Genomic DNA, 11,889 nt, shown 5'->3' on the forward strand with positions numbered 1-11,889 from the left:
CCCCCTTATTTGTCTGGAGAATTTATTATGGCGAAAGAATTTGGTCGCCCGCAGCGCGTGGCCCAGGAGATGCAAAAAGAGATCGCAATCATCCTGCAGCGCGAAATTAAAGACCCGCGTCTGGGCATGATGACGACCGTTTCAGGCGTTGAAATGTCCCGCGACCTGGCCTATGCCAAAGTGTTTGTGACCTTCCTGAACGACAAAGACGAAGCCGCCGTGAAAGCGGGGATCAAGGCCTTACAGGAAGCGTCTGGTTTTATCCGCTCGCTGCTGGGCAAAGCGATGCGCCTGCGTATCGTGCCGGAACTGACCTTCTTCTACGACAATTCATTAGTCGAAGGGATGCGCATGTCGAACCTGGTGACCAGCGTGGTAAAACATGACGATGAACGTCGTGTGAACCCGGACGACAGTAAGGAGGACTAATGAGTCGTCCTCGTCGTCGCGGCCGTGACGTGCATGGCGTACTGTTGCTGGATAAACCGCAGGGCGCATCCAGCAACGACGTGCTGCAGAAAGTTAAGCGGCTTTATAATGCTAATCGGGCAGGGCACACCGGGGCGCTGGATCCGCTGGCGACCGGTATGCTGCCGATTTGCCTCGGGGAAGCGACAAAGTTTTCCCAGTATCTGCTCGATTCTGACAAGCGCTACCGCGTGATTGCCAGGCTTGGCCAGCGCACCGATACCTCTGATGCCGATGGCCAGGTGGTGGAGGAGCGTCCGCTGACTTTTAGCCCGGAGCAGCTGGCGGCAGCGCTCGACGGCTTCCGTGGCGAAACCCAGCAGGTACCGTCGATGTATTCGGCGCTGAAATACCAAGGGAAAAAGCTGTACGAATATGCCCGACAGGGGATTGAAGTACCGCGTGAATCCCGGCCGATTACGGTGTACGAGCTGCTGTTTATTCGCCATGAGGGGACGGAGCTCGAGCTGGAGATTCACTGCTCGAAAGGCACCTACATTCGCACGATTATTGATGACTTAGGCGAGAAACTCGGGTGCGGCGCGCACGTCATTTTCCTGCGTCGCCTGGCGGTCAGTAAATATCCCGTCGAACGGATGGTAACGCTGGAGCAGCTGCAGGCGCTTGTCGAACAAGCAAATGCGCAGGATATTCCCGCAGCCCAGCTGCTGGACCCGCTGCTGATGCCGATGGACAGCCCGGCTTCGGATTACCCGCTGGTGAATATTCCGGAAACCTCGGCCGTCTACTTTAAAAACGGTAACCCGGTGCGGACATCGGGCGCGCCGCTGCAGGGGCTGGTTCGCGTTACTGAAGGCGCTGAAGAGAAGTTTCTTGGTATGGGTGAGATGGATGATGAAGGCCGCGTGGCGCCTCGTCGTCTGGTGGTTGAATACCCTGTCTGAGCGCTTTCCTTGCGATAAAAGGCTGCTGCGAGTAGAATATCGCCGCTTAACACTCGCCAACGTGTTTTAACATTTGCGAGCGTTATATCAGGGGTTGCTGAATTAGAGATCGGCACCCTTTCTTTCTTTTAATTTTGGAGTTCGAAAATGTCTCTAAGCGTTGAAGCTAAAGCAAAAATCGTTTCTGAGTTCGGTCGTGGCGAAAACGACAGCGGTTCTACTGAAGTTCAGGTTGCACTGCTGACTGCACAGATCAACCACCTGCAGGGTCACTTTGCAGAGCACAAAAAAGATCACCACAGCCGTCGTGGTCTGCTGCGCATGGTTTCTCAGCGTCGTAAACTGCTCGACTACCTGAAACGTAAAGATGTTGCACGTTACTCTGCGCTGATCGAGCGTCTGGGTCTGCGTCGCTAATTCTGCGAGTTTCAGAAGAAGGGGCCTCACGGCCCCTTTTTTCGACCGGGCGGCAGCAATTCATTAAAAACTCATGTATTGTTGCTATTAATGATCTTCATGCAGAGGTTCGCGCGGCTAATGAGAGGCTTGACTCGCAGGGGCGGGTAAAGGTTGTCATTAGTCGCGAGGATGCAGAAGATCGGGTCATACGATGTCTTATCGTGGATTTGACATCATCTATAGATAAAAGGATAGAATTTTGCTTAATCCGATCGTTCGTAAATTCCAGTACGGCCAACATACCGTAACGCTGGAGACCGGCATGATGGCGCGCCAGGCAACTGCCGCCGTTATGGTTAGCATGGATGACACCGCGGTATTCGTTACCGTTGTGGGCCAGAAAAAAGCGAAGCCAGGCCAGGATTTCTTCCCGCTGACCGTTAACTATCAAGAGCGTACCTACGCTGCAGGTAAAATCCCGGGTGGTTTCTTCCGTCGTGAAGGCCGTCCGAGCGAAGGCGAAACCCTGATCGCGCGTCTGATTGACCGCCCGGTTCGCCCGCTGTTCCCGGAAGGCTTCGTTAACGAAGTTCAGGTTATCGCGACCGTGGTTTCCGTTAACCCGCAGGTTAACCCGGATATCGTCGCGATGATCGGCGCTTCCGCAGCGCTGTCCCTGTCCGGTATTCCGTTCAACGGCCCAATTGGCGCCGCTCGCGTGGGTTATATTAATGACCAGTACGTGCTGAACCCGACCCAGGAAGAGCTGAAGTCCAGCAAACTGGATCTGGTTGTCGCAGGTACCGAAGCCGCAGTACTGATGGTTGAATCCGAAGCTGAACTGCTGAGCGAAGACCAGATGCTGGGCGCGGTCGTGTTTGGTCACGACCAGCAGCAGGTGGTTATTCAGAACATCAACGATCTGGTGAAAGAAGCCGGTAAGCCGCGCTGGGACTGGCAGCCGGAAGTTGTTGATGCGGCGCTGAACGCGCGCGTTGCTGCGCTGGCTGAATCTCGCCTGAGCGATGCTTACCGTATCACCGACAAACAGGAGCGCTATGCTCAGGTTGACGTGATCAAATCTGAAACTATCGCGACCCTGGTTGCGGAAGATGAAGCTCTGGACGCTAACGAACTGGGCGAAATCCTGCACGCAATCGAGAAAAACGTGGTGCGTAGCCGCGTACTGGCCGGTGAGCCGCGTATCGATGGTCGTGAAAAAGATATGATTCGTGGTCTGGACGTTCGTACCGGCGTTCTGCCGCGTACCCACGGTTCCGCATTGTTTACCCGTGGCGAAACTCAGGCGCTGGTTACTGCGACCCTGGGCACCGCACGCGACGCGCAGAACATCGATGAACTGATGGGCGAGCGCACGGACTCCTTCCTGTTCCACTATAACTTCCCTCCGTACTCCGTAGGCGAAACGGGAATGGTCGGTTCTCCGAAGCGTCGTGAAATCGGTCACGGTCGTCTGGCTAAGCGCGGCGTACTGGCCGTGATGCCGACTATCGAAGAGTTCCCGTACACCGTTCGCGTGGTTTCTGAAATCACCGAATCTAACGGCTCCTCCTCCATGGCTTCCGTCTGTGGCGCTTCTCTGGCGCTGATGGACGCAGGCGTGCCGGTGAAAGCCGCCGTTGCGGGTATCGCAATGGGTCTGGTGAAAGAAGGCGACAACTTCGTTGTACTGTCTGACATTCTGGGCGATGAAGATCACCTGGGCGATATGGACTTCAAAGTAGCGGGTTCCCGCGAAGGTATCTCTGCTCTGCAGATGGATATCAAAATTGAAGGTATCACCAAAGAGATCATGCAGGTTGCTCTGAACCAGGCTAAAGGTGCGCGTCTGCACATCCTGGGCGTGATGGAACAGGCGATTAACGCGCCGCGCGGCGATATCTCTGAATTCGCACCGCGTATCCACACGATCAAGATCAGTCCGGACAAAATCAAAGACGTTATCGGTAAGGGCGGTTCCGTTATTCGTGCGCTGACCGAAGAAACCGGCACCACTATCGAAATCGAAGATGACGGTACCGTGAAGATCGCGGCAACCGACGGCGACAAAGCGCAGCACGCGATTCGTCGTATCGAAGAGATCACCGCTGAGATCGAAGTTGGCCGTATCTATAACGGTAAAGTGACCCGTATCGTTGACTTTGGCGCGTTTGTTGCCATTGGCGGCGGTAAAGAAGGTCTGGTTCACATCTCTCAAATCGCCGACAAGCGCGTTGAGAAAGTGACCGACTATCTGCAGATGGGTCAGGAAGTGCCGGTTAAGGTTCTGGAAGTTGACCGTCAGGGCCGTGTCCGTCTGAGCATCAAAGAAGCAACTGAACAAACTCAGCCTGCGGCTGCGCCGGAAGCTCCGGCTGCCGAACAGCAGGGCGAGTAAGGTTGCCGTTTGCCCTCCGCATTGCGGAGGGCGCATTGCGGGCAGGACGCCCTGTTTGCAGCCGGGGAACTGGACGTTCATCCAATCGTTGTCTTCGGGAGTGGGAAATGAAGCCTTTTTTGCGCTGGTGTTTCGTGGCGACAGCTCTCACGCTGGCAGGATGCAGCAACTCTGCCTGGCGTAAGGACGCAGTCCTCGCGGTGCCATTGCAACCGACTTTGCAGCAGGAAGTGATTCTGGCGCGCATGGAACAAATTCTTGCCAGTCGGGCTTTAACCGATGACGAACGCGCACAGCTTTTATATGAGCGCGGAGTGTTGTATGATAGTCTCGGTCTGAGGGCATTAGCGCGAAATGATTTTTCACAAGCGCTGGCAATCCGACCGGATATGCCTGAAGTATTCAATTACTTAGGCATTTACTTAACGCAGGCAGGCAATTTTGATGCTGCCTATGAAGCGTTTGATTCTGTACTTGAGCTTGATCCAACTTACAACTACGCGCACTTAAATCGCGGTATCGCCCTGTATTACGGCGGTCGCGCTAAGTTAGCGCAAGATGATCTGCTGGCGTTTTATCAAGACGATCCCAATGATCCTTTCCGAAGCCTGTGGCTTTATCTCGCCGAGCGTCAGCTCGATGAGAAGCAGGCGCTTGAAGCACTGAGACAGCGCTTAAACAAGTCGGATAAAGAACAATGGGGATGGAACATTGTCGGGTTCTACCTTGGCGACATTAGCGAAAAAGAGCTAATGGACCGTCTGAAGGCAGACGCAACGGATAACACCTCGCTCGCTGAGCATCTCAGTGAAACCAACTTCTATTTAGGTAAGTACTACCTAAGTCTGGGGGACAAGGACAGCGCTACGGCACTGTTCAAACTGGCGGTCGCAAACAACGTTCATAACTACGTTGAGCACCGATACGCATTGTTGGAATTATCGCTCTTGGGCCAGGAGCAAGATGACCTGGCAGAATCGGACCAGCAATAGCTGACGAACACATCAGCCCTTTTTTGATTGCCATCACCTTTGCGGGTGAGGGCGTTGTTGTTCGTTAATACACCTACTTTGAGCCGGTTCACACTTTTCAATGAAAATTACCGAAAATTTTCACGATGAGTTATGTAGACTGGCCGCCATTAATTTTGAGGCACACGTACTACATGGCTGAATTCGAAACCACTTTTGCAGATCTGGGCCTGAAGGCTCCCATCCTTGAAGCGCTTAACGATCTGGGTTACGAAAAACCATCTCCGATCCAGGCTGAGTGCATTCCGCATCTGCTGGGCGGCCGCGACGTTCTGGGTATGGCCCAGACGGGTAGCGGTAAAACCGCAGCGTTCTCTTTACCGCTGCTGAACAACATCGATCCTGAGCTGAGAGCACCGCAGATTCTGGTGCTGGCGCCGACCCGCGAACTGGCGGTACAGGTTGCTGAAGCAATGACGGAATTCTCTAAACATATGCGCGGCGTAAACGTGGTTGCCCTGTACGGCGGCCAGCGTTATGACGTGCAGCTGCGCGCGCTGCGTCAGGGGCCGCAAATCGTTGTCGGTACCCCGGGTCGTCTGCTGGACCACCTGAAACGCGGTACGCTGGATCTCTCTAAGCTGAGCGGTCTGGTTCTGGATGAAGCTGACGAAATGCTGCGCATGGGCTTCATCGAAGACGTAGAAACCATTATGGCGCAGATCCCGGAGGGTCATCAGACCGCTCTGTTCTCTGCCACCATGCCGGAAGCCATTCGCCGTATTACCCGCCGCTTTATGAAAGAGCCGCAGGAAGTGCGCATCCAGTCGAGCGTAACAACTCGCCCGGACATCAGCCAGAGTTACTGGACTGCTTACGGTATGCGTAAAAACGAAGCGCTGGTGCGTTTCCTGGAAGCGGAAGATTTTGATGCGGCGATTATCTTCGTTCGTACCAAAAACGCGACCCTGGAAGTGGCCGAAGCGCTGGAGCGTAGCGGTTATAGCAGCGCTGCGCTGAACGGCGACATGAACCAGTCCCTGCGTGAGCAGACTCTGGAGCGTCTGAAAGACGGTCGTCTGGATATCCTGATTGCAACCGACGTTGCGGCCCGTGGCCTGGACGTTGAGCGTATCAGCCTGGTGGTTAACTACGATATCCCGATGGATTCCGAGTCTTACGTTCACCGTATCGGCCGTACCGGTCGTGCGGGTCGTGCTGGCCGCGCGCTGCTGTTCGTTGAGAACCGCGAGCGTCGTCTGCTGCGCAATATCGAACGTACGATGAAGCTGACCATTCCGGAAGTTGAACTGCCGAACGCAGAACTGCTGGGCAAACGCCGTCTGGAAAAATTCGCGGCGAAAGTTCAGCAGCAGCTGGAAAGCAGCGATCTGGATCAGTACCGTGCACTGCTGGCGAAAATCCAGCCGTCTGCCGAAGGCGAAGAGCTGGACGTGGAAACGCTGGCCGCCGCGCTGCTGAAAATGGCTCAGGGCGAACGTCCGCTGATCCTGCCGCCGGATGCGCCTATGCGTCCTAAGCGCGAGTTCCGCGACCGTGACGATCGTTTCGAACGTCGTGGCGACCGTAACGACCGTGGCCCGCGCGGCGACCGTCCGGAACGCAGCGGCGAAGATCGTCCGAAGCGTGAACGTCGTGACGTTGGCGATATGGAACTGTACCGTATTGAAGTGGGCCGTGATGACGGCGTTGAAGTTCGTCACATCGTTGGCGCAATTGCCAACGAAGGCGACATCAGCAGCCGTTACATCGGTAACATCAAGCTGTTTGGTTCTCACTCCACCATCGAACTGCCGAAAGGCATGCCGGGCGAAGTGCTGCAGCACTTTACGCGTACCCGCATCCTGAACAAGCCGATGAACATGCAGCTGCTGGGCGATGCTCAGCCGCGTCCTGAACGCAGCGGCGAACGTCGTGGCGGCGGTGAGCGTCGTGAAGGCGGTCGTAGCTTCGGCGGCGGTGAACGTCGTGAAGGCCGTGGTTTCGGCGGTGAGCGTCGCGAAGGCGGCCGTGGTGAAGGTCGTCGTTTCAGCGGCGAACGTCGTGAAGGTGGCCGCGCGCCGCGCCGCGATGATGCTTCAGCTCCGCGTCGCGATGACTCCGCAGGTCGTCGTCGTTTCGGTGGCGATGCATAATTAGCGCTTTCCGCTAACGTAAAGTAAACGATACAGCCCCGATCTTTATGATTGGGGCTTTTTTTATTCCCTTTGTACTCGTGTACTGGTACAGTGCGTCACGTTGATAACAAGAAAAGTATTTTCGACTGGAGATTTCGGCAAATGGCGACACTTACCACTACGGCAACCCGACCGTCCTTGTTTGGCGGCGTAGTGATTATTGGCGGGACGATTATTGGGGCGGGCATGTTCTCACTGCCGGTTGTGATGTCCGGCGCGTGGTTCTTCTGGTCTCTGGCAGCGCTGGTTTTTACCTGGTTTTGTATGCTTCACTCCGGGTTAATGATCCTCGAAGCGAACCTGAATTACCGGATTGGCTCGAGCTTCGATACCATTACTAAAGATCTGCTCGGCAAAGGCTGGAATCTGGTTAACGGCGTGTCGATCGCCTTTGTTCTTTATATTCTGACTTACGCCTATATCTCCGCCAGCGGCTCGATTCTGCACCATACGTTTAGCGAAATGTCGCTGAACGTACCGGCAAGGGCGGCAGGTTTCGGTTTTGCGCTGCTGGTGGCGTTTATCGTCTGGTTGAGCACCAAAGCGGTGAGCCGCATGACGGCCATTGTGCTGGGAGCTAAGGTCATTACCTTCTTTTTGACCTTTGGCAGCCTGTTGGGGCACGTCCAGCCGACCACCCTGTTTAACGTGGCTGAACAAAATGCCTCGTATATGCCCTATCTGCTGATGACGCTGCCGTTCTGCCTCGCGTCCTTCGGCTATCACGGCAACGTGCCGAGCCTGATGAAGTACTACGGCAAAGATCCGCGCACAATCGTTAAGTGTCTGGTTTACGGTACGCTGCTGGCGCTGGGTCTGTACGTGGTGTGGCTGCTGGTGACGATGGGTAATATCCCACGCCCTGAGTTTATCGGTATTGCGCAGAAGGGGGGCAACATAGATGTCCTGGTCCAGGCGCTCAGTGGGGTACTGAACAGCCGGAGTCTGGATCTGCTGTTAGTCATTTTTTCGAACTTTGCCGTTGCCAGTTCATTCCTTGGCGTGACGCTCGGTCTGTTTGATTATTTGGCGGATCTGTTCGGGTTCGATGACTCCGCGCTGGGACGCTTTAAAACCGCGCTTCTCACCTTTGTTCCGCCGATGGCGGGCGGCCTGCTGTGGCCGAACGGATTCCTCTACGCGATCGGCTATGCGGGGCTGGCGGCGACGATCTGGGCGGCAATTGTACCGGCGCTGCTGGCTCGCGCATCGCGCAAACGCTTTGGTAGCCCATTGTTTCGCGTTTGGGGTGGAAAGCCGATGATTGCTTTGGTCCTGCTGTTCGGGCTGGGTAACGTTATCGTGCATTTCCTGTCGAGCTTTAACGTATTACCCACCTATCACTAGTTGAAAATGCGGCAGAAATGCCGCATTTTTCACTATCCGAGAAGCTCTTCTTTCACCTGCATCGCCAAATCAAATGAATGCAGGCGCGCCTGATGATCGAAGATTTGGCCGTTGACCATGATTTCATCGGCCTGGGTTTCCTGCAGGATCGACTCCAGCCCGTGACGGATTTTCGCTTTATCGCCGACCAGCGACATGCTCAGCGCTTTTTCGACGCCGTACTGCTCTGAAGCGGACCACAGCTGATGCATATTTTGCACCGGCGGCGGCAGCTGTCCGGTCTCGCCGCGGCGCAGTTTGACGAACGCCTGCTGCATGGACGTAAACAGAAATTCCGCATCTCTGTTGCTGTCGGCGGCAATAATGTTAATGCATACCATCGCGTACGGCTTCGCTAACCGCTCTGACGGCTGGAAGTGGGTGCGGTAGAGGTGCAGGGCCTGAAAGAGCATATCCGGGGCGAAGTGCGAGGCAAAGGCAAACGGCAGCCCAAGCTGCGCCGCCAGCTGGGCGCTGTACAGGCTTGAGCCGAGCAGCCAGACCGGGATCTTCTCGCCATACCCGGGAACCGGGCGCACGTGCGGATTAGGATCGCGGGCGTCGAACCAGTCCACCAGCTCCGCGACATCGCGCGGGAAGTTATCGACATCGCCGCTCATATGGCGACGCAGCGCGCGCATGGTTGGCTGATCGCTGCCCGGCGCGCGGCCAAGGCCGAGATCGATGCGTCCCGGGTAGAGCGTATTGAGCGTACCGAACTGCTCGGCAATCACCAGCGGCGAATGGTTCGGCAGCATCACGCCGCCGGAGCCCAGATGCAGAGTGGTGGTATTCGCGGCAAGGTAGCCAATCAGTACGGAAGTCGCCGCGCTGGCGATACCGACCATATTATGGTGTTCGGCCAGCCAGTAGCGGTGATAGCCGCGCTTTTCCGCCAGCTGCGCCAGGTCTAAAGAGTGGGAGAAGGCTTCCTTTGCGGAAGAACCTTGCGGGATCGGCGCCAGATCGAGCACCGAGAACGAAACAGATTTGTCAGTCATAAAGGCTCACTTTGCTACAGCATCGTCATCAGATTGAAGGTCTTCTTCCAGCCTGGCGCATCCAGGATACGCCAGCCAGAAAAGCTGCATCTTTAATAGTGCATTAAAAAGCAGCGATAGCCATTAACAAAGTGAGCGGTTAATCAGCTCTGCAATTCCAGCCCGGCCAGTCGTCGCCAGTAGCCGTTGCAGTCGCTGTTCGCCGTCAGCGGCAGCGGCGCCGCGCCGTTTTCATTCGCCCGGAAGGCGTCCAGCATAGCGAAGGTCTCGCTACCCAGCGGCGACAGGCGAACCATATCCACCAGCCCGGTCATGGTGCTTAGCTCATTCCCGAGGTTGTAGACGTAGCCGCTCATGGTCTGAATGCCGTTGAGGACGAACACCTGCTGGTTCTCCTGCGAAAGCACGTCGCGCCCGTTAGGGTATTTTATGCAGCAGGTTTCACACTCGTCTTTCGGCCGGTCTTCCGAGCGCGCGGTAAAGCAGCGGGCGGAGTAGGCCAGCGGCAGATGACCGTAGCTCAGGACCTCTACCTCAAACCGGTCGCGAATGCCCAGCTCGTCGCACTGGGTCAGCAAATTCGCCAGCCAGTCGCGGGAAAGTTCGACCGGCATACACCAGCGCACCATGCCCTGCTTGAGCAGCAGACGCAGGGTGACGGCGTTGTAGCAGTTAAGCGCGTGCCCGGCGACGAACGGCAGCTTACGTTCCGCGCACAGATTAACGACGCCGAGATCGCTGGCTTCAATCAGAAATTCGCCGTTATCGACATAGCGCTTCAGTTCGCCCAGCTCCGAGGACGCCTGCACCAGCGCGAGGGTGGAAAGCACCACCTGTTTACCGCTTCCCGCCAGCGTTTTTGCCATGTCGATCCAGTCGCCGACTTTGGTGGCGCGACGTTTGCTGCATACCGCTTCGCCGAGGTAAATCGTGTCCGCGCTGCAGCTTGCCGCCTGCTGGTAAAAATCTTCCAGCGTCTCTTTTGGCCAGTAATAAAGCACTGGCCCTAATGAATATTTCATTGCTGTTCTCACTGCCATTTACGGTGATAGGCGCCAAGGGTGGTTTGCGTCCCTTCGGACATGGAACCGAGGGTCTCCATCCACGCGGACTGCGGTACGAAGTTTTGCGGATCGGCTTTGCAGCGATCGATCGCCTGACGCCAGACTTTCGCCACCTGGGTAACGTACGCCGGGCTGCGCTGGCGCCCCTCGATTTTCACCGAGGCAATATTTGCCGCCATCAGCTCCGGCAGCAGCTCCAGGGTGTTCAGGCTGGTGGGCTCTTCCAGCGCGTGGTAGCGCTCGCCGTCGACCAGATACCGCCCTTTACAGAGGGTGGGATAGCCGGCGTTTTCACCGTCCCGATAGCGGTCAATCAGCACTTCGTTAAGGCGTGATTCCAGTCCCTGCGGCGTTTGCTGCCAGCGCACGAAGCGCGCCGGCGAACAGGCGCCGACGGTATTCGGCGATTCGCCGGTCAGATAAGAGGAAAGGTAGCAGCGTCCTTCCGCCATAATGCACAGGCTACCGAAGGCAAAAACCTCCAGCGGCACCGGCGTGGCGCGCGCCAGCTGTTTGACCTGGTGAATCGACAGCACGCGCGGCAGCACCACGCGGGCGACGTCAAAATTGCGATGATAAAACTTTACCGCCTCTTCGTTGGTGGCCGAGGCCTGGACGGAAACGTGGCGCTCAATGTGCGGATAACGCTCGGCGGCGTATTCCAGCATCGCGATATCGGCGAGGATCAGCGCGTCGGCGCCCAGCTGCGCCGCCATGTCGACCGCGCGCTGCCAGCGGGCATAACCATCAGGATGCGCGAAGGTGTTAATGGCAATATGCAGTTTGCGACGATGCTGGTGCACAAAGCTGACGGCTTCCTGCAGTTTCTTTTCGGTGAAATTAAGGCCGGCAAAGTGGCGGGCGTTGGTGTCATCTTTCAGCCCGATATAGACGGCATCGGCGCCGTTTTCGATGGCCGCCTTAAGCGCCGGAAGGTTACCGGCTGGGCAGAGCAGCTCCATAATTTTTCCTGAAAAACGCGGCCCGTCAGGGACGCTGGATGGTTAATGAGCTGGGATTTTAGTTAACCTTTTGGTGACAATTTTTGATTTGAGGCAGTTAAAAGCGTATTGGCGGGATCAATACCTGCGGCCCGGCA

11 protein-coding genes are annotated in these 11,889 nt (G+C 56.2%); 8 read left to right on the top strand and 3 right to left on the bottom strand.

Annotation, left to right across the window (positions count from 1 at the left end; translation table 11 throughout):
* Positions 1–27 precede the first annotated feature (27 nt).
* From rbfA to mtr, 8 genes are all read left to right on the top strand, one after another.
* Positions 28–429, top strand: coding sequence for a 30S ribosome-binding factor RbfA (rbfA, locus tag JLG71_RS02910; protein ID WP_004106092.1), 402 nt, complete (start codon positions 28–30; stop codon positions 427–429).
* Positions 429–1,373, top strand: coding sequence for a tRNA pseudouridine(55) synthase TruB (gene truB / locus JLG71_RS02915; protein WP_046878318.1), 945 nt, complete (start codon positions 429–431; stop codon positions 1,371–1,373). Before rbfA ends, truB begins: the two co-directional genes overlap by 1 nt.
* A 147-nt stretch (positions 1,374–1,520) precedes the next feature.
* Positions 1,521–1,790: a 30S ribosomal protein S15 gene (rpsO, locus tag JLG71_RS02920; RefSeq protein WP_002918244.1), complete on the top strand. Its 270-nt coding sequence runs from the start codon at positions 1,521–1,523 to the stop codon at positions 1,788–1,790.
* Positions 1,791–2,031: 241 nt separating this feature from the next.
* Positions 2,032–4,170: a polyribonucleotide nucleotidyltransferase gene (pnp, locus tag JLG71_RS02925; RefSeq protein WP_009651902.1), complete on the top strand. Its 2,139-nt coding sequence runs from the start codon at positions 2,032–2,034 to the stop codon at positions 4,168–4,170.
* Between the two features lie 107 nt (positions 4,171–4,277).
* Entirely contained in the window at positions 4,278–5,162 is an 885-nt protein-coding gene (gene nlpI, locus JLG71_RS02930) for a lipoprotein NlpI (RefSeq protein WP_004854535.1), read from the top strand.
* Positions 5,163–5,262: 100 nt separating this feature from the next.
* Positions 5,263–5,343, top strand: coding sequence for a protein YrbN (yrbN, locus tag JLG71_RS02935; protein ID WP_085954934.1), 81 nt, complete (start codon positions 5,263–5,265; stop codon positions 5,341–5,343).
* A complete protein-coding gene (locus JLG71_RS02940; protein ID WP_014839626.1) occupies positions 5,336–7,297 on the top strand; it encodes a DEAD/DEAH family ATP-dependent RNA helicase in 1,962 nt (653 codons plus the stop codon). The genes yrbN and JLG71_RS02940 overlap by 8 nt, the downstream gene beginning before the upstream one ends.
* A gap of 144 nt (positions 7,298–7,441) precedes the next feature.
* Positions 7,442–8,686 carry a tryptophan permease gene (gene mtr / locus JLG71_RS02945; protein WP_025108146.1) on the top strand — a complete coding sequence of 415 codons (1,245 nt, stop codon included), beginning with the start codon at positions 7,442–7,444 and terminating at the stop codon, positions 8,684–8,686.
* Between the two features lie 32 nt (positions 8,687–8,718).
* Here the strand turns inward: mtr and JLG71_RS02950 are convergent, their stop codons facing one another.
* The 3 genes from JLG71_RS02950 to ubiU form a co-directional block, all read right to left on the bottom strand.
* Positions 8,719–9,726 carry a luciferase-like monooxygenase gene (locus JLG71_RS02950; protein ID WP_032751466.1) on the bottom strand — a complete coding sequence of 336 codons (1,008 nt, stop codon included), beginning with the start codon at positions 9,724–9,726 and terminating at the stop codon, positions 8,719–8,721.
* Between the two features lie 143 nt (positions 9,727–9,869).
* Entirely contained in the window at positions 9,870–10,748 is an 879-nt protein-coding gene (locus JLG71_RS02955) for a U32 family peptidase (RefSeq protein WP_049079970.1), read from the bottom strand.
* 8 nt (positions 10,749–10,756) lie between these two features.
* Positions 10,757–11,752 carry a ubiquinone anaerobic biosynthesis protein UbiU gene (gene ubiU, locus JLG71_RS02960; RefSeq protein ID WP_004106058.1) on the bottom strand — a complete coding sequence of 332 codons (996 nt, stop codon included), beginning with the start codon at positions 11,750–11,752 and terminating at the stop codon, positions 10,757–10,759.
* Positions 11,753–11,889: the final 137 nt, after the last annotated feature.

This window comes from Klebsiella michiganensis (assembly GCF_015139575.1).
GTDB classification, from domain to species: domain Bacteria; phylum Pseudomonadota; class Gammaproteobacteria; order Enterobacterales; family Enterobacteriaceae; genus Klebsiella; species Klebsiella michiganensis.

What these genes read in the sequence shown, in the direction of transcription:
- rbfA (WP_004106092.1), top strand. Translation starts at nt 28, where the DNA reads ATGGCGAAAGAATTTGGTCGCCCGCAGCGCGTGGCCCAGGAGATGCAA.
- JLG71_RS02940 (WP_014839626.1), top strand. Translation starts at nt 5,336, where the DNA reads ATGGCTGAATTCGAAACCACTTTTGCAGATCTGGGCCTGAAGGCTCCC.
- rpsO (WP_002918244.1), top strand. Translation starts at nt 1,521, where the DNA reads ATGTCTCTAAGCGTTGAAGCTAAAGCAAAAATCGTTTCTGAGTTCGGT.
- truB (WP_046878318.1), top strand. Translation starts at nt 429, where the DNA reads ATGAGTCGTCCTCGTCGTCGCGGCCGTGACGTGCATGGCGTACTGTTG.
- yrbN (WP_085954934.1), top strand. Translation starts at nt 5,263, where the DNA reads ATGAAAATTACCGAAAATTTTCACGATGAGTTATGTAGACTGGCCGCC.
- nlpI (WP_004854535.1), top strand. Translation starts at nt 4,278, where the DNA reads ATGAAGCCTTTTTTGCGCTGGTGTTTCGTGGCGACAGCTCTCACGCTG.
- mtr (WP_025108146.1), top strand. Translation starts at nt 7,442, where the DNA reads ATGGCGACACTTACCACTACGGCAACCCGACCGTCCTTGTTTGGCGGC.
- ubiU (WP_004106058.1), bottom strand. Translation starts at nt 11,752, where the DNA reads ATGGAGCTGCTCTGCCCAGCCGGTAACCTTCCGGCGCTTAAGGCGGCC.
- JLG71_RS02950 (WP_032751466.1), bottom strand. Translation starts at nt 9,726, where the DNA reads ATGACTGACAAATCTGTTTCGTTCTCGGTGCTCGATCTGGCGCCGATC.
- JLG71_RS02955 (WP_049079970.1), bottom strand. Translation starts at nt 10,748, where the DNA reads ATGAAATATTCATTAGGGCCAGTGCTTTATTACTGGCCAAAAGAGACG.